Consider the following 18,353-nt stretch of genomic DNA (forward strand, 5'->3'; position numbering starts at 1 on the left):
CACTCTCCAAAAAATATGGGGGACGCGTCTTGGACGCGCCCCCCTCGGGGGTAACCCCAGTGGACCAGTTGAGCTCAGAACTGGAAGGTTACGCCGCCACGCAGGCCGGTCACCTTGTTATCTCCTCCGAACGTCTGGCTGCCGGTGAAGAACAGGTTCAGCCTGTCCGCCACCTTCGCTTCGAACCCTGCTTCGATCATGCCGAAGCTGTCGGGCTCGGCGCCTTTCAGGATGAACGCATCGCCGCCGCCGACATAGCGAGCGGTGATGTCGCTCGGCAGGTTGCCCTGGAAGGTATAGGACGCCCGCGCGAAGGGACGCAGCGTGACGCTGTCCGAAAGCTCAGTTTCGGTGCCGAGCTTCACGCCAAGGACCGGCGAGAAGACCGTCTTCTTGCGGCCTTCGACGTCTAGGCTGAACGCGCCTGCACCCGTCTCGGTGAAGCCTTCGAGCGACGTCCGGCGCAGGACCAGCTTGCCGTACGGCGTGATCGTCACGCTGCCGGTGCGATAATCATAACCGGCCTCGAGGCTGACATCGAACTGCTTGGCGTTGATCGATGCCTCTGCCGTCCGGGCCAACAGGCCCATCGTGCGGGTCGCGTCATAGTTGGTCCAGCCATAAGCGAGCTTCGCATTGGCATAGATCGGCCCAAAGCCCTGCGTGACATAGGCACCGACGGTCCAGGTACGCCCATCGACCGCTTCCGGCGTGCCGCGTGCGGCGATGTCATGTTCGGCATAGGCACCGCCGAAGCCGAAGGCCCCGTCGGCCGCATAGGCGAAGTCGACACCGCCCGCGAGACCATAGCTGTTCGCCCGGATGTCCGAGGCGCCAAAGGCGTCACCATCGCCATATTTCGCCCAGTTACCGACCGGATTGAGCCAGAGCTGCGTCGCCAGATCGCCGCCGAACGAACGACGGTTCGTCATGACGTCGAGCATCTGCCCGAAGACGCCATTCTGATCGACAGCCGCCAGCGACCCGTAAACCTCACCCGACGACAGCTCGTTGAAGAGCTGCGCGGCCTGGTCCGACGACAGGCGGAAATCGAGCGCCGTGGCGACGTTGGCGATGTCCTGCGCATAACCGAGTTCGGTCACCGAAGCGAAGCCTGCGCCGCCGGCGGCGTCGGTACGGATCTTGGTGATCGCCGAGGCGAGCGCCGAGTCGAGACCGGTCGCAGCGGCAACAGCGTTGGGGTTGTTCGCCCCACCGGCATAGCTGCTGCGCTTCACTTCCAGACGCACTTCCTTCTTCGCCGTGTCGTGCACCAGGGTGAAGCCGACGAAGGGCGAAGTCAGGGTCGGTGCGGCGGCGGCCGAAACAGCCCCCGTGCCGGTGTAGGTGAACAGCGTATAGCCGTCGCCATTGGCGTAGAGGCTGTCACGATAGACGTTCACCGCGACCTTCCCGGCCAGGTTCAGATTGCCCGTGATGTTGACCCGCGACGGATCCACTTCAGCATCTGCGAGCGCCGGCGTGGTGAAATAGCCCACCGACACATTGCCCGCGACCGGAGCCAGCGGCTCGGGCAGCGAGTCACCATTACCAACCGCAGTGCGATAAACGCGAACCAGCGTCGGCGTCAGGCCAACGACGGTCGTGCCCGCCGCGGTCTGATTATAGTCGCCTACCTGACGGACGGTGATGCCGTCGATCAATTCGGTCTGGCCGACGAGGCTGTTGCCGAACTGATTCTGCCCCGGGGTGATGCGGCGGCCGAGAACCAGCGTCGCGGCGTTGTTGATATTGCCGCGGACCCCGAACTCAGCGTCTGCCGCCTGGCTCGTCGTTAGTTGGACCTCGCCCGCCTTGATGTTGAAGTTACCGACATCAAGGGTGTAGCTCGGCTTGCCGCCCGGGAGCGCGGGTTCATAGGCCGCGCCATTGATGACGAACGTACCCGCGCCCTCCTTGTTGAGCGTTTCGACCCCGACGACGCGCACCTGATAGTTCGATCCGCCGAACAGATCCTGTGCATCTTTCCCAAGCGAGAGAACCGGATTGGGTTTGTCGTCGCCGACCGGCCATTTCTGGTTCGGGTAGAGGATCGCATCGGCGCCGAGGAAGCCCGAGCCGACAAGATTGACCGTGGTATTCGTCGTCCGGTTGCCGTCCTCGTCGACCTCGCCGAAGATGCTGCCGAGCGTCGCTGACCCCGAATTGAGGTTGATCGTCGCCTTGACATCGCTCGTCTTGACCCGGCCTTCACCCGTCGGATCATTGTCGAGACCGCCCCGGACATCGAAACCGCCCGAAACGCCATTCTGGTTGACCGTATAGGTCTGCGCGAGGAGCGCCGCTGCGGGCGTATAGCTCTCCTCGGTCGACGTATCGGTGCGGACCACCGTGCTGATGCCCGTGTCAATGTTCCGGCCGAGGAAGGTCGTGCCGCGAACCGTGCCGTTGTTCGTCACCGTGCCTTCGCCAGCTTCGACAAAGATGTCGCCGCCGATGGTCGCGCCCGTAGCATTGGTCACGCTGGCCTTGCCCAGCGCCACAACCGGCGTCGAGGTATCGGTCGTCGTCTGCAGCGAAGCCTTGCCGAAATTGGTGGTTTCGCTGCTGGAGTTGGAGCCGATGACGATCGCCGAAGCCGACACATTGTCGCCGATCTTGCCGGTGTTGTTCACCGTGGCCGACGTCGCGCTGGTGACGAAAACATCGTCGCCGATCAGCCCTGCATTGGTGACACTTGCGGGACCGCCGACGATGGTCGTCTTCGTCTCGCTCGCCAGATTGACGGTGCCCTTGCCATCGTTGCTCGTCGTGCTGGTTGTCACGCTGTTGAAGGCGACGCTTTCGGCTTCGACATCGCTGGCGATGATCGAGCCCTTGGTGATTTCGACCGAGGCGCCGCTCACGCCATAGGCATAGACATCGTCGGTCGCCGCAGTCGCCTTGTCCTTCAGTGCCTGCACCGAGTCGACCAGAACGGTCGCCTTGCCGCCGACCCTCGTGATTTCGGTGGTGATGCTTTCTTCGAGCGTGCGACCGGTCAAGCTGCCGACGAGCGTGCCGAAGTTTTCGGACGCCGACTTAGTCTTGCCGGTCCATTCGCGCTCGATCGTGGTCTTGGTGACGCTGCCGTCCGCGATGGCAGTGACATAGTCCTCCGAAACACCGGTCAGGGTGACCGTCGCGTTGCCACGTCCGGCGTTCACATAGGTGCCGCCTTCGACGGTGCCGGCGATCGTTGCCGCGGCATTGCCCTGCGCCGCCGCGTCACCGCTGGTTGAGACGATCTTTTCCGAGGCGGTGGCCACGCCGGTCTTCGCATCGCGGACATAGCTCTGTTCGGTCGACGATTCGCTGTCGGTGCCGTTGCGGGCGTTCACGAACAGATTGCCGCCAACGACAGCCTTGCTCGCAACGTCAACGGTTGCCGACTTCACGCCATTGACCGAGACCGAACCGCCGACGGTGTCGCGGCTGGCCGAGGCCTTCCCTGTGATCGACGCCGACGCGACGCCGTCGGTCACGACGACCGAATTGCCGAATTTGACATTCAGTTCATCGGTGACAGGCGTGCCCTTGGTGATGGTTTGGGCGAAGCTGCCCGCATTGTTGGACTTGATCGCGTTGGCGCCAAAGGCATTGCTGGTGACATCCTGCTCGACCGAGCCGCTCACGGCGACCGAAGAACTGTTCGTGCCCTGCGAGAAAACGCTGGCGCTCCCACCCGCATTGCTCGTTGCCACCTGCCCGGCGATGACGACCTTGCTGTCGCCGCCGCTGATCGCTGTCGCCTCATAGGAGTCGGCATATTCGCCGCTGCGCGTGCCGTTGGCGTCGACATCGAGCACGACCGCTTCGCTGCTGCTGCTCTTGTCCAATGTTCCCGCGACGCCCGAATTGCCGGCCGTCGAGTTGACGTTGCCGAAAACCGATCCGGTCACGGTGACGGTGCTCGCGAGATCGGCAACCTGCGTGACGTTACCGATGGCTGCGGGCACGAAATTCTTCGTACCGTTTGCACCGGCGTAGGTGCCGGTCACGCTGCCGCCAGTTGCGGTGTAGCTGTTGCTGCTCGCGCGTTCCTCGGCGAAGCTGCTGCCGCCCTTGCCATCAACGATCGAAGTCGACTTGTAGGAATCGCTGGTAGCCGATTTCCCGCCGCTGCTCCGCGCATTGGTGATGCCGCGAACCTCGCCCTGATTAAGGATGGTGATGTCGCCGCCCGCATTCAGATCGACGGTGCCGACACCGTTGAAACCGACGACGCCGCCGGCTGCGTTAGTGAAGTCGATCTTGCCCGTCGCGTTGGCGTTCGTCGTTTCGATCACCTCGCTATATTTGGTCGTGGTCGTACCCGCTTTCGCGTCGACGACGGCCTCTGGCGTCAGTTCGGTACGGACATATGTCGAATCGTTGCCCGACGAATTGCCAGTCACACCGCTGCCGATGGTTCCGGCGTTGTTGATCGTGATGTCCTGCGTCGCATTCGCGACGACGCCGCCATCGATTTCGGCGCCCGCCGCGACGACGACCGAAGCATTGCCCTTCGACCGGGTATTTGACTCCTCATAGACATTGCTCAGGACGAGCGCGCCGGTGCTGTCGTAAACCAGTTCCTGGTCGATGACCCGGGTGTTGCCGGTACCCGCATTTGCGGTCAGGCTGCCGCCGATCGAACCGCCATTTGCGACCGAAGCATCCTTGGTCGCCGTAGCCAGTACGGACCCGCCGGACGAACCGGTCTCCGTAATGACGACGGTTGCGCTGCCGATGACCGGTGCGTTGACCTGCTTCGAGACATAGCTCAGCCTGACGCCCTTGCCGTCGAAGTTTTCGGTCTGTTCGAAGGAACTGACACCGCCGCTCCCGGCGTTGGCGGTCAACGTGCCTTCAACCTCTCCGGCATTTTCGACCGAAGCGTCGCCGCTTGCCGTCGCATTGACGTTTCCGCCGACCGACGCGCCCTCAGCAACCGAGATCTTGGAATTGCCGGCGACAGAGGTTGTGCTCGACGCGAACACCTGCTCGACCAAGCCGCCCGCCCCGTCGAGCGTAACGGTCGTTTTGTTCGTGCTGTTGATGTTGCCGAGGAGGCTCGCCCGGACATCGTTGACGACGCTTCCCGCGACCGCGATCTCCACATTGCCGTTGGCAAAGCCGAGAACCTCATCGACCTTGCTCTTCGCGGTCGTCGCAAGCTTGGCGGAGCCGGGGGTGTAAGTCGTGTTGGATTCGTTGGTGACGGTCGTTTTTCCGGCCGGCGGCGCGGCGACGAACGTGTTTTCGATCGTGCGCGCGGCACCACCCGAATAAGCCAACACAGTGCCGGCGGTACCGGTCACCGTGCCGTCGGCGTTGCCGGATTGGCCGAAGAAGGTGACATTGCCCTTGGTCTTGCCGTCGGCGCTCGCCACATCGCCGACCGTGCCGGTCGCGTTGCCGCCGGCGGTGACGTCGGTCGTGGTGTCACCCGAAACGGTAGATTTGGTCGTCTCCACCGCGGCAACGACGACATTACCCGAGCGAACGGCGCCGGTCGAAGCGATCTTCACGTCACTCTTGCCGGCAAGAATGACGCCGTTGTGGATGGTTCCGCTATTGTCGAGCGACACGGTGCCACCAAAGCCGGTCGCCGAAAAACCACCGGTGACCAACCCGCTATTGGTGGCAGTCAGCGTATTATCCGCCTTGGCCGACGACCCGTTAAGCACGACGCCGACCGAATCGGTCACCGCGCCGGCCTTGTCGACCGCACCGATACTGCCGGCGTTGCCGAAGACGATTGCTCCATCGCCCTGTCCCGCGATCGGCGAGATGCCGATCGTGCCCGGCCCCGTGACCGTCCCCTTCGACGTCACCGCGATCGAGATGTCGCGATCCGGCGTCGCCTTGGCCGCGTCGATCTTGGCCTGAACGCTAGCGGCCGTTTCCGTGGCGCTCACCTCCACCGTCTGCTCGGCGTTCGCGCTTTCCGCAACGATCAGCGCCGAAAGCGGGAAAGCTGCCGAAACAAGCAGCGCGCCCTTAGCGAAACTGCGCAAATGAGAAGTGGAGTTGGTCGTCATGATTATTCCTCTGCTTGAATATGGCGAGTTACTGACCGCGCCCGAAGCCATGCGGGCGACAGGTAGGGCTGCGAAAACCAATAGAAGTCGAAGTATTCCCCCTGATTCAGACCGGTTGTTCGGTCGATCAAGGACGCAGATGCCAATTGCTGCGTTTGCAGAACGTTATTGATACGTCTTCATAGCGTTGCCGTAGCGTTATTAATGCGTCCGGCGCCTCTTCGGCATTGCTCCCGACTTTGGCCGCGTCCTATCCGATCCGGGCAACTGCGGTTTGCCGTGCGGGGATTGGAAAGGGAGGTGGGGGTGAACGGATTGGCCCGCTATCGGTTACGACTTCTAGGAGCATTTCAGTTGGTGGCGCCGAACGGGGAGCGGCTCGATGTGACCAGCAAGAAGGCAATCGCACTGCTTGCCCTCCTCGCCAGCGCCAATTCCGGCGAGCGATGGCGAGCATGGATCCAAGACAAGCTCTGGGGCTCGAGAGAATTGCGTCAGGCGCAGTCCAGCCTGCGGCTTGAACTGCATCGGTTACGCAAACTTACCGCGGGCACTCCTTTCCCCCTCGTCGAGGCAACCTCGCGAACGGTGCGCCTCAATCTGTCCATGATCGACATCGATATCCGGAACGAAGAGATCGTTGCACGGTCCACCGGAGAATTTCTCGAGGGGATCGACATCGCCGGAGAAGAGTCGTTCGAAGAATGGCTTAGGGAAATGCGCAACAACATCGCCGACCTGTCGAGTTCCCTACCGGCAGACAGAAAGACTTCGTCTCCCGCGAACACCAACTCTTCCCACGGCAGTCAAACCCAATCCGAGAATCCGCCCATTCCGGAATAGATTATTCGCTTCGACGATCTCGCGAACGGGGTAGAATCAAGTCATTGCAATCGGGCGGCTGCCTTCCTGCAACGGCTCAAAGCCCGCATCATGTGATATTGGACGCATTTATCACCGACGCCGAGTTCGTCCTCGATCTGGCGATACGACAAGCCTTTCAACCGGTGCATCAGGAATATGCGTCGGGTTCTCTTCGGCAGAGCGAGTAGCGCACGCCGATATACCGCTCGAAGTTCCCCACCTTCGATCTTCCGTTCCTGTTCCGGCGGGAGAGGGGCATCGCGCGCTTCATCGAGCGGATAGAGCATGCACCCTTTCCGGTGCCATGTCCGCGCCCGGTTAATCACCAGATTGCGAGCCGTCCGCGTCAAGTAGCCATTGGGATTTTCGAGCCTATCGAAAGCCCCGCTTCGCAGCACACAGGTAAATGCCTCCTGCACGAGATCCGGAGCTTCATCACGCCCAACTTTCCTCCGGAAGAAATGGAACATCCGATCATGCTGCGCCCTGTAGAATGCTTCGAACGTGGGGTAGGGTCCCGCGGCGGTCATGGCCGGTCTCCCTCGCGCTCGCGGGTGGGCAGCGGCGCATCGCGCGACGCACGATAGAGGGTGATCCCGCCCTCGATCCGATCGAGAATGAAGGTGTCGCGCTCGGCCTTTGCGGCGCGGATGTCGGACTTCGAGTAAATCCCGACATCGACGGCACAGCGATTGCCAAGCTCGCGGTCAATGGTCGCACGCGCGCGGCGCCAACAACGCTCGTCGGCAAAGAGCGGATGATTGACGACGACCCAGAATTCATAATCGGAAAATTCGATCGTTCGGCTGTCTTCGTACCAAGATCGCCGCGCATAGGGGCCGATGAGGATGATGCGCCTGATCCGTCCGGGCTCGGGCGCCTGAACCTGCGAGGGGTCAAACAGGCCGCGCAATATGCGGGTGATGCGCTCAATTTCGCGCTGCTTGCGCCGGATGAGGTGGCCGACGCGCGCCATCACGACTTCGCGCGCGTAAACGTCGGTTAGTGGGGGTATCATTTGCAGCTCGCACCGCGGCGGTCCGCGCGATTGCGCGCGGATAGGCAAGCGGTGTTCGCTGTGGTGCCGCCTGAGCGGCAATCAGCAACCGTCCGACACGCGGCCGGACCTACATGATGCCTGGCAGGATAATCCCCGGAATGGCCGCCAGTCGTTCCATTCCGTGAGACGGATTATGTCAGAATCCGGGAGTCCCGGCAAGCGGCCCGGGGCCAGCGCCTATTGACGCGCCGCCGCCTCAAGCTCGGCGATCTTGTCCGAGCATACTTGATGGACCACGCGACCAAGTTCCTCCACGCGCTCGCCGAGCCACGCGAGTTCCTCTTCGCTGATCCGATAGTGTTTTGAGTACCTTGCCTTCGTGTACGCTTCTTTCAGCTTCTGAAACATCGCGCGTTCGCGATGCGTCGCCTCGGGCCAGATGCCGTAAAGGCGACGGTCGAGCCCCTCTGCGAGCGAACGCAGGAAGGCGATATTGTGATTGTAAGGGGTATAGAAGGTCAGGGTGAGCAGAAGTCCCTGGTACAGTCGTTCCGTCGCTTGATGGAGGTCAAAGGCGGCGTATTTGAGCTGATTATCACCGACGCTCTTTCTCGCGCGTTCGAGAGAATATTGGGCCGCCGGCATATACTCGTCGAAATAATCTTTTGCCGCGGCCAAGGCTTGGCTCGGCGTTTTCGGCTTCGGGTTGGCCAATTCGCTATCGTCAGCTTCGTAAAGCGCGATCCCGTCCTTCGCGACCTCCATGAAGAAAACGCGGCCATGTGACAGCCCGTCATTCACCTCATGGAGGCTGTGAACGATGAAATTGACCGGCGTGTGGAGCGTCTTCTCAATCGTATAAGCTCTAATGAGCCGCTCCTCGGCAGTCGTCCAATAGGCGGCGCGGTCGGTCATCTCCTTCTGGCTGACGATGACGAGGATGTCATAGTCAGATTTATACTGGTTCGCCGACAGCGGCGCATCCACCCAGTCGCCCCGCGCATGGCTGCCGAACAGGATGATCTTGAGGATGCGCGCACCTTTGCGCGGTCCCGTCGCATTCTCGGTCGCGCGCCGAAACTCCTCGACGATCGTCTCGACGATCCGTTCGAGCTCGCGCTGCTTGGCGGCGGGAAGATGGGTGAGATCGGTACGCATGTAGCGGAATCTTCGGGAAGATCGGGCGCTTTGGCAAGAGCTAAAGCCCCATGCCGGGCAGCGAGGGCGCCGCTTGTGAGACCGCCGCGCTGATCGCCTGATTGGCGGCGGGCGCAGCGACGGCAGCTTGCGCCATGGCGGCCCCTGCGGCGGGTGCCTGTGAGAGCGCGGTCTGGACGACCCCGGCGCGCTCGTTGATCGCCGAAGTCAGTTTCGCGCGATCGTCGGTGATGATCGTTGCCGACTCCTTCGCGCGCGATATGCCGACATAGAAGCTCCTCTGGTCGACCAGGTTGGTGGCGCGGCTGTCGGCGTGGATGATAACATGATCGGCGGTGCGGCCCTGCGCGGCGAAAGCGGTATCGACATAGGCGTGGGCAATATGCCGGTCGCGCGCCGCGTCGAGGTCGAGGATCTGGGACTGACCACGAGAGCCGATCACCGTAGCCGTCCGCGCCTGCTCGTCGATGGCCGTGACTTCGCCGCGCGCGCCATTGATCCGCCCAGCATCGCGATCGTTGCGGGTAAAGCGGATGTTGTCGCCGGTTCTCAGGTCCATATTCTGCGGTGCGAACACCTGCACATTGCCGGCGCCCCATTGGCGAAGGCGCCAATCGACCTCACGCCCATCCCCGGACCTCAGCGCGATGGCGGCTTTCGCCGGATCGACCGCTTCGACACGATAGGCCTCTCCGCGCGCTACACCCTTGTCGGCATAGTCGCGCGTGAACCGCACGACATCGCCCCGGTCATAGCCTAGCGGGTCACGCGCCTCGGCGCGGGTGACCCCCTTGTTGACGAGGCTTTCCACGGCGACGGCGGGACCGGAAAGCGAGCCCGACTTCACCAGCGCCGCCCTTATGTCCGCCGTCAGAGTATCGCGCCCCTCGCGCGAGGGTTCGATGACCAGCGTTCGCGCCCGCTCCGCCTTCTCGAGCCCGGCATAGCGCTCGGCGATAGCGGCGAAGCGGCCGGAGCGATCCGCATGTTCCACAATCTGGCCGCCGCCACGATCGAGCGCGGCGAGCGCCTTCTTCGCATCGCCCTCGATCGACGCGAGCACCGCCTCCTTCGTGGCTGCATTGCTCTGCCGGACGATCTCGCCGAGCGTGGCGGTTTCCATGCCGACGGTCTGGAGCTGGGCGAAGGCCGCTCCGGCCTCGACCGATCCAAGCTGCTTGACATCACCCACAAGGATGGCGCGGGCATCGTGCTGCTCGGCCAGATCGAACAAACGCGCGGTATCGCGCGCCGACAAGAGCGAGGCTTCGTCGACGATCCATGCGAGCGGCTGACCCGGCGCAGAACCTTCCGGCACGAGCAGATGCCGCGCCACCGTATCGCCGCGTGCGCCGAGCGCTTCGCCGAGTGTCATAGCCGCCGATGCGGTCGGCGCCAGCGCGATCACCGAAACGCCGCGTGCCTCGGCCTCGCGCGCGAAGGTCGCAAGCACCGTCGTCGTCTTGGCGGTCCCGGCATAGCCCTGCACCGCAGTTATGCGATTGCGGCTGGTAAGGAGCTGTTCGGTTGCGGCCTTCTGGTCAGCGTTCCAGCCAAAGCCGGACCGCTCCGCCTGCGCCGCCGCACGCGCGACCGCCTTGGCGGCGCCGAGCGGGGATGCGATCGGCGCAAGCGCACCGCGTCCGCGCGCTTCCATCCGCAGCAACTTCTCCTCAGCGGCTATATTCTGCCGCGTCGCGAACCCGCCGAACGCGGCGCCGCGCCGATCGAGAAAGGTGCGATCGACCAGCTCGCCCTCCTTTGTCGCCCGCCCGATCGCTTCACCGATCTCGGCATAGCCGACTTTCCCAAGACCAACCCGTCCCGCTTCCTCGTGCAGCGCCGCGACCGAGAACACCGATTGCCGCTCGCCAAGCTTGTCGGCAGCGTGCGCCACGGCGCGATCGGCGATCGATGGATTGGGAAAGTGAAGGCCGCTCGCCGCCCTGGCCTCGGCCTCGCGCACCAACGCCAGCCGCGCGTCGGCATCGAACCCCGCCCGGTCGGCGGTCTCGCGCCAGTCGGCGACAAGCGCGCCATGGTCGGTCGCCACTTTCGCCTGCCGCGTATCAAGCGCGGCAACCTGCTTTTCGGCAGCGCTGGCTTCCTCACGCGTCGTGCCCCGTTCGCCCAGTGCTGCCTCAATCTCGGCGCTACGCGTGCTGAACGCCGCCATGACGTCGGCCGAGACGCCCTTGATCTCGAACATCGACTCCTTGCCCGGCGCAATCTCATAGCCGAGTTCGCGGACCTTCAGGGCCAGCTCTTGCCGGTAGATGGCGCCGATGTGCTTCTGAAGCTGATAGATGGCGCGCGGTTCGAGGCTTCGCCAGCTTCCATCCTCGCCCTGCGTCGCGTTCATGATGACATTATGGGTATGAAGCTGCGGGTCCTGCGCCCGGCTCGTGCCATGCTGGAAGCTCGCGACGACGAGATTGCCGGTGGCCTCGCGGTTAACCGTGCCGCCATGTCGGACCCGCGTCGCGGCCATATGCGCCTCGACATGCGCGAGCGCGGTCTTCACCGCCTGTCCATGTGCTTCGATCAACCGCCGGTCGCCCGCGACCTCGGCCATGATCGACACCGACTTGGGCGCACTCAGCGTCACATCCCAGCCGGGCCGATGCTCAAGCTGGCCGTCGCGCACGGTGCCGAGTTGCTGGCCCGCGACCTTGCCGTCGAGAAGTTCGCGGAAGGTGTCGCGATCGACGTCACCCGATAGTCCAAGCTCCTCGGTGCCCTTGCCGTTCCATTCGGACGGCGACAGCCCGCCGTCGGCGTAATAGTCGTCAGCCTCATAATAGCTGCTCGCCTGCGCCGAACTGGTCAGCGCCGATACCGACGCGACCATTAGATCGGCCCGCCATCGTCCGCAGGCGGAGGCGCTGATGGTTTTTTCCCTGCCTTCGGCTTTTCGACGACCTGCTTCTCGGCCGGCGGCGACACATCGCTGTCGGGCTCTCCTTTGGGCGCTGCCTCCAACGGCCGGTGCCAGAGGGTCGTCTCGGGATTCGCCGCGACGAAAGCGGGCTGACGCGGCTCGCCGCGTTTCTCGATATGGTCGGCGGTGAGCGCGATGCGCGCAACCGGGAGCCCATCGGGGAACAGCAAATAGCCCTCATAACGCGCGAGGCGGAGTTCGCTTTCGAACACGGCGGGACGCGTCTTGCGCTGGCGGCCGAGCGTCATCCGTGGCTTGTCGTCGCCATCGCCCAGCGCGCCGGTCATGGTCTGGATCTCGACCTCGCAGGTGCCGATCGTGTCGCTCGCCCAGCGCCGGGATTCGCCGTCGCCCATCTGGAGGAACAGTTTGGTGTTGCAGCAGCCGAGCATGGATTCGGCAAGATCGTCGCCATAGCGATGCCGCATCTGCCCGACGCCCTGGAAGGTCAGCACGACCGCCGCCCCGAACTTGCGGCCCTCGGGCAGCAACCGCGTCAGATTGTCGACGCGCGGCAAGTCGGCAAGTTCGTCGAGGAGGAACCAAACGCGGCGGTCCGATGACGGAGCAAGGCCAAGCATCGCACTCGCGGCGCATTCGAGCCAGCACGCCAGCAAGGGCTTCAACGCCGCAAATTGCTCCTCCTTTCGCGGCACGAAGATCCAGGGCTTGGCGCCCTTCGTTTCGTCAAGCCCGGCGATGAACTCCCGGAACGAAAAGACCTTCTCGCCCTCTTCAGGCATCCGAAGGAACTGGATCAGGTTCGCGGCCTTCGCGAGCATGAAGAGCACGCTGCCGGTGGCCCGGTCGGCGTCGTCGGTGAAGGTGCGCGCCGACGACGTGTCCTTGAGCCAGGTCTTGAGCTCTTCCTTGCCCAGCGTCTTCAGTGCCGTGTGCAGATCGAGCAGCGTGCATCTTTCCTCTCTCCAAAGTTCGCGGATCATGTTGGCCACGAGGATGCGGCTCGTCTCCAGCCAGACATCCTTGTCCTTATCACTGGTCTCGGTAACGAGCTGCTGCGCGATGCGATCGGCGTCGGCGGGATGCGCGATCTCGGCGAAAGGCGACCAATAGACGCAGCGGGCATCGAAGGGATTGAGGATGATGTCACCGCACTCGGGCCGGAAGTAATGGGCGATGAACTCGCCGCTGGTGTCATAGACCAGCGCGGCTTCGCCGCGCGCGGCGATACCGTCGAGCATCTGGCGCAGCACCGTCGTCTTGCCGCTGCCCGTCGTGCCGACCATCGCCATGTGGCGGGTTTCGAGGCGGCGGGGAAAGGGGACGGGACCGATCGCCAGCGGATGCGAACCGGCTTCGGCTCGCGCGCGCTTCACAAGCTCCTTCTCGCTCGTCACCTTGGTGCCGTCGATCACGCGATCCCGGAGCGCGCGTTCGCGCCTGCGCGCCGCGACATCGCGGAGCAGGAAAAGGCCGGACAGCCACGCGACAAACCCCAGCATGGCGCCGCGCATGACGAACGACTTGGCGATGCTCGCCCGGCGAACCCAATAAGGATCGGTCGCAACCGTACGGGCGGGAGTCAGATAGTCTCTCCCCTCGTAGCGGATCACTATCCCGGGATCACCGCCGTTGCCTGCAAACCATGACAGCATCTTCGCGTGATAATGGGTGCCGGTGTCCCGGAGGATGCTCGGGTCGAGCATCAGATAGGGCGCGGCCAAACCGCCCAGCGCGATCGACGCGACCATGATCGCGAACTGTCGTTTGAACCGCCGCGTCTGGCTGTAGCGAAGATGACGCCGCAGCGTCTCGGCATGAAGCCGGAGATCGTGAGGCTCGCTCATGACCGTTCCTCCGCTGTCGCGCGTTGCCGGTTATAGGCCCGCTGTGTCTCGGCGGTGATGACCTCGTCGGTCTTGCCGCCGCCCATCGCCGCGCTGCGCGCATAGCAATAGGCAGCGCAGGCCGTGTGCAAGGTGCGGTCGAGCAGGCGTTCGACATCGGCGAGGCGCGTGCTCATCGACGCCACCTCGGCGACCAGTTCGCGATCGCCTGAGCTGCTGATGGTGGGATTTACATGACCGTCGATCCCAGTCTTCACGCAGCGGCGGAGCATCGCGTAAACTGTCTTGCCTTGACGCTCGGCCAGCGCGCGAAGCGCCGTGTCGAGCGCCGCAGGCAGGCGAACGGAATGTTGGACGGTCTTCATCACGCCGCCTCCCTGAGGGTGCGGATCGCACCCTTGAATTTTGGCGGAATTGCGTCGCTTCGGCGAAACGACGGAGGAGCGCACTCTGATCGCACCCTCGAAAAGTGGCGGAAAAGCTGGATGCACCCGTGCGTGAGGTGTGTATCCAAATTACGGGTCCGATGCGTAGCATCGCGGCCCCGCAACCTCGCTTCGAAGAGGACCGGTTCAGACATGATCCGGACCCTCCGTGACGGGGCGCTTTGTTCCCTTGCGAGCGGCCCAATCGGCGATCATTGCCTTCGCTTTGCGGTCGGCTGTTTGGCGGTCGTAAGGATTCTTTGCCGGTGGAGATTCGCGGCGGCCATTGTCCGCAAGCCAGGCGAGAATAGCGCGCTCGATAGCTGCCCGCATATGATCTCGAAGATCGTTCGCCTCGAAAGGATCGAGGGCAATCGCGACGCCGCGGCTGAAGATTTCTCCGCCCAAGGGAAGCGCAAAATCGCCCGCCATTTGAAGCGGACCATCGATGTGGCAGTGGCTCACGTCGCCATCGTAGACTGCCAGCGGTGGCCGCTCGGCGTAGCGCCAGAAATTGACCGCAGCGCGGTAGGTGTCGCCATCCTCGCCATGGGCGAGCAACTTTTCGATGATCGGCCACATGTAGGCGGCGGTCTGAACATCTGCGTCGATGTGCATGTCGGGCTTGGGGTTCGAAGAAAAGAAGCGAGCAAGAGCGTTGCGAAGAACGGACATGTCGTGTCCTCCTGAATCGAGAGCTGATCGGGGTGCGCGGACGGCAATTCGCCGCGTCGGCATCAAGTCGCGGGGCGAGCCTCGGTGAGCCGCGCGATGGACGCGGTCGTGATCAGCGTTCGCGTGCCGATTTTCAGCGCATCGACCTGGCCGGTCTTGATGAGCTTGTAGATTGTACTCCGGCCGACGCCGAGCGCCTTGGCCGTGCGGTTAATCGAGTATGCGAGTTCATCCATTGTCGCCTCCGTTGGAGTGCCGCGATGCGGCGGGCGACAGGATCATTTGCAGCTAATCGCCGGCAGTTCCAACGGCATACGGATGTACCGGGAATCCGCCGTTCGCGGCTGTTCCCCGGTAATTGCCTACCTCGGGAAACCACACAAATGCGTGGCTCCCCGGTAATTCAGCGCCAGATTAAGACGAACGATTTTTCGCGATCGTCTCCAAAATTTGATTTGCGTACGGTGCAAGCTGCGTCTGGCTGGGGACCTTTAGGCGCCTGCCGCGATACCAATCCTCCATCAGCTCTATGATTTCCCTCTGATTGCCGCGCTTCTTGGAGATATCGAGCGCTCGCACCTTGGGATGATCAATCAATGCGATGATTGCATTGGTATGATCGTACTGCTTCGGCGCCCCCTTGCGACTTGGTTCGGCTTTGGCGTCCGCAATGAGCTTGTCGACGTCCGCTTCGAGGAAAAGCTCGCGGCCGAACCAGAAGCCGACCGGGCCGACGAGCGCGCTTCGAATCGCTCCTTCTCGCGCCACATGGGCAGCTCGAAGTTTGCCGAAGAAATAGCGGTGATCGACATACCGCCGCACCCCGCTCTTCGTTCGGTAGAACGCGCGCAGAGTCGACTCTCGTTGGAGGAGAGCAAATAATCGTTCCAGGTTCCGCGCTGCCGGCTCGTCAGGGTTGGAATAAGCGGCATCCTGCGGAGCGGACGCCTTGATCCCCCCGTATTGAAGGGCGCGCCACGACGCGACCACGGTCATTGTCAGGATGAAGCAAGCTAGCCCGATGATCAGCAATGTATCGGCGCCGGATGCTCTGTTGATAGTCCACACGGTTCCCAAGGTCAGCATCAGAATCGCCGAGATGGCGGTCGCGACTAGCGCCAACCACAGCGCCCAATAGCGGTTCTGGACAAGACGCGAGGAGTCCGCCGCGATGCGGTCGAGCTCGGCGAGGCCAGCCTGTTCGTCATCGTTGACGAAGCGAGCCGCGACGATGCGGAGCGGCAATACTTCCTTCCGGTCGTCCACCATCTTCTCCTACCGAGAGATGGCTACATTGCCTCGATTACGTCAGCGATACAAATGCTTGCGCACGCGCGGGCGGGCAGCGAAAGACGTCTGCAGCCAGCTCGGATCGTGGTAGCCCGGTGGTAGCCTGATAAAAACGAGAGCGTCTGGGGCCGCAACCGGGGCCTCGCAAATCGTTGATATCACTAGGAAAACTGGAGCGGGCGAAGGGATTCGAACCCTCGACCCCAACCTTGGCAACTTGACCTTCGGGCTTTCCTAGAGCTTCCAATGCTATCCTAAAACCCTATATTTCCTATATTTCTTGATTTTCTTTCTGCCCTCTCGTATCCTAATTTTGTCTCCAGTTTGACGGTTGCAGGAGACAATTTGGAGACAAAGCCGCTCGGTTTTGGTTTTGTCTCCAGCAGGAGAGACATGATGCCGACGGGCAAGCTGACCAAACGGGCGATCGACGCGCTTGCCGTGCCAGACAGCAAGCAGCTCATCTATTGGGATAGCGAAGTGAAGGGCTTCGGCCTGAGGGTGCTCCCTTCGGGGCTCAAGACTTTCGTCGTTCAATATCGCAATGCCGAGGGTATCAAACGCCGGATGAACCTCGGCCGGTTCGGCGTGCTGACGGTCGATACGGCCCGCGATCTTGCAAAGCTCAAGTTGGCCGAGGTCATCGTCGGCGAGGATCCCGCCGACAAGGTCAGGCAGGTCCGCAAGGGAATGACCGTAGCGGAGATGTGCGACTGGTATTTGGAGGAAGCTCGCGCCGGGAATATCCTAGGCCGCAAGAATCTTCCCATCAAAACGTCGTCGCTCGATATGGACGAGAGCCGGGTTCGAACCCACATCGTACCCCTGCTTGGCAATCGCATCGTGAAGCATCTCCGGATCGCCGACGTCGAGCAGATGCAATCCGACGTAAAGAACGGGAAGACGGCCAAACCCCGAACGGGAGGGCGAGGCGGCATGGCAACGGGCGGGCCCGGCGTGGCGGGCCGCTGCCTCGGCACGCTTCAGGCGATCATCGGTCACGCGAAGCACAAGGGTCTGCTCGAAGTACACCCGACCCTCGGGGCCAAGAAGCTCGCGAGCAAAAAGAAGACGCGGCGCCTCAGCGTCGCTGAAATCGAGATGATGGGGAAGGCCATCGCTCATGCCGAGGTGAGCGGCGAGAATCCGGTCGCTCTCGGCGTCCTGCGCACCTTGCTGCTGACGGGCTATCGCCGGGAAGAAGGGCAAGCGATGCGCCGCAGCTGGCTTCATCCCGATGCCGGCTATGTTGCTTTTCCCGACACGAAGGGCGGCGCACAGATTCGAGCGATCGGTCCGGCCGCGGTGCGGGTTCTGCAAGACCAGGCAGAGATTGCGGGCAATCCGCACCTGTTTCCCTCGACCATCGGCGACGGTCCCTTCACGGCGGTTAGCGAGTGCCTCCGGCGCGTGTGCGTTTTGGCAGGTATAGAGGGTGTGACGCCCCATACGCTTCGCCACACCTTCGGAAGCGTCGCGGGAGATTTGGGATTCTCGGAACTCACGATCCGCGCAATGCTCGGACATGCTTCGCAGAATGTGACCCAGGATTATGTCCACATCGATGAAGCGCTGAAACTCGCTGTCCGGCGGACCTCGGACGAAATCGAGCGGCTGCTGGCGAGCGGCGCGGCCAAGCTCGGGACCATGCGACACGCCGCTTGACGGGACGGAACAGGATACGAGCTCTGCTAGGCGATGCGCCGCATCGTCGGACGCACCGTCGCGCACGCGGGCGTGCCATCCTTACCCGTGCCAATGATCGCAATCTCGATGGGCCGCATATCCTTCGCGGCCGCGTCGAGCAGCTCCTGATCGATATCATGTATGTCGATCTTCATCCGCCGCGACCAAGGCGAAGCCGCGTCACCCGCCATTTGCCCGACACGAATATAGACGAACCGGCGCTCCGGCCCCTCGCGCCGCACCTGGTCGCCGAAGAATTTGGGACCCGGGCCGACGCGCACGGAGAAATCGAAGGCCAAGGCTTCACCCATGCGGGACGCTTTGGGATCGAGCGGCCGGTCGTCCTTGCCTTGCAAGCTGTGAAGCACGCCAGGCACCGGCTGTTCGATGACGATCCGAAAGGCGATCTCGCTCTGCTGTTCGCGACCCATGACGAGGCTATAGCCCGATCGCGCAAGCGGACCAACTAATCGGATATTC

Annotated in this window: 13 protein-coding genes; 2 read left to right on the forward strand and 11 right to left on the reverse strand. The window is 62.8% G+C overall.

From position 1 onward, the window contains the following. Positions 1-74: 74 nt before the first annotated feature. On the reverse strand, positions 75-6,026 hold the full coding sequence (locus VGN62_RS06945; RefSeq protein ID WP_327452177.1) for an autotransporter outer membrane beta-barrel domain-containing protein: 5,952 nt from the start codon (positions 6,024-6,026) through the stop codon (positions 75-77). A gap of 306 nt (positions 6,027-6,332) precedes the next feature. Between VGN62_RS06945 and VGN62_RS06950 the strand changes: the two genes are divergently transcribed. Next, positions 6,333-6,869, forward strand: a complete 537-nt coding sequence (locus tag VGN62_RS06950) for a hypothetical protein (RefSeq protein ID WP_327452179.1) — start codon at positions 6,333-6,335, stop codon at positions 6,867-6,869. 41 nt (positions 6,870-6,910) lie between these two features. Here VGN62_RS06950 and VGN62_RS06955 read toward each other — a convergent pair whose 3' ends face one another. From VGN62_RS06955 to VGN62_RS06995, 9 genes are all read right to left on the reverse strand, one after another. Further along, positions 6,911-7,420 (reverse strand): RNA polymerase sigma factor, encoded by a 510-nt coding sequence (locus VGN62_RS06955; RefSeq protein WP_327452183.1) that lies wholly within the window; start codon positions 7,418-7,420, stop codon positions 6,911-6,913. Continuing rightward, positions 7,417-7,908, reverse strand: coding sequence for a hypothetical protein (locus tag VGN62_RS06960; RefSeq protein WP_327452186.1), 492 nt, complete (start codon positions 7,906-7,908; stop codon positions 7,417-7,419). Before VGN62_RS06960 ends, VGN62_RS06955 begins: the two co-directional genes overlap by 4 nt. Positions 7,909-8,127: 219 nt before the next feature. Then, positions 8,128-9,048 carry a HEPN domain-containing protein gene (locus VGN62_RS06965; protein WP_327452188.1) on the reverse strand — a complete coding sequence of 307 codons (921 nt, stop codon included), beginning with the start codon at positions 9,046-9,048 and terminating at the stop codon, positions 8,128-8,130. A 40-nt stretch (positions 9,049-9,088) separates the two neighbouring features. Beyond that, entirely contained in the window at positions 9,089-11,899 is a 2,811-nt protein-coding gene (mobF, locus tag VGN62_RS06970; RefSeq protein ID WP_327452191.1) for a MobF family relaxase, read from the reverse strand. Beyond that, positions 11,899-13,797, reverse strand: a complete 1,899-nt coding sequence (locus VGN62_RS06975) for a type IV secretion system DNA-binding domain-containing protein (RefSeq protein WP_327452193.1) — start codon at positions 13,795-13,797, stop codon at positions 11,899-11,901. The genes mobF and VGN62_RS06975 overlap by 1 nt, the downstream gene beginning before the upstream one ends. After that, positions 13,794-14,162, reverse strand: a complete 369-nt coding sequence (locus VGN62_RS06980; RefSeq protein ID WP_327452195.1) for a hypothetical protein — start codon at positions 14,160-14,162, stop codon at positions 13,794-13,796. Before VGN62_RS06980 ends, VGN62_RS06975 begins: the two co-directional genes overlap by 4 nt. A 207-nt stretch (positions 14,163-14,369) precedes the next feature. Beyond that, positions 14,370-14,897 carry a hypothetical protein gene (locus VGN62_RS06985; protein WP_327452197.1) on the reverse strand — a complete coding sequence of 176 codons (528 nt, stop codon included), beginning with the start codon at positions 14,895-14,897 and terminating at the stop codon, positions 14,370-14,372. A gap of 62 nt (positions 14,898-14,959) precedes the next feature. Further along, on the reverse strand, positions 14,960-15,133 hold the full coding sequence (locus VGN62_RS06990; RefSeq protein WP_327452199.1) for a helix-turn-helix domain-containing protein: 174 nt from the start codon (positions 15,131-15,133) through the stop codon (positions 14,960-14,962). Positions 15,134-15,311: 178 nt separating this feature from the next. After that, positions 15,312-16,163: a hypothetical protein gene (locus tag VGN62_RS06995; RefSeq protein WP_327452201.1), complete on the reverse strand. Its 852-nt coding sequence runs from the start codon at positions 16,161-16,163 to the stop codon at positions 15,312-15,314. A 420-nt stretch (positions 16,164-16,583) separates the two neighbouring features. On the opposite strand from VGN62_RS06995, the gene VGN62_RS07000 reads away from it, so the two are divergent. Next, positions 16,584-17,852, forward strand: a complete 1,269-nt coding sequence (locus tag VGN62_RS07000; RefSeq protein WP_327452303.1) for a site-specific integrase — start codon at positions 16,584-16,586, stop codon at positions 17,850-17,852. Between the two features lie 26 nt (positions 17,853-17,878). On the opposite strand, the gene VGN62_RS07005 is transcribed toward VGN62_RS07000, so the two are convergent. Beyond that, positions 17,879-18,304 (reverse strand): DUF5990 family protein, encoded by a 426-nt coding sequence (locus VGN62_RS07005; RefSeq protein WP_120222407.1) that lies wholly within the window; start codon positions 18,302-18,304, stop codon positions 17,879-17,881. Between the last annotated feature and the right edge of the window lie 49 nt (positions 18,305-18,353).

The organism is Sphingopyxis sp., from assembly GCF_035998905.1.
Taxonomy (GTDB): domain Bacteria; phylum Pseudomonadota; class Alphaproteobacteria; order Sphingomonadales; family Sphingomonadaceae; genus Sphingopyxis.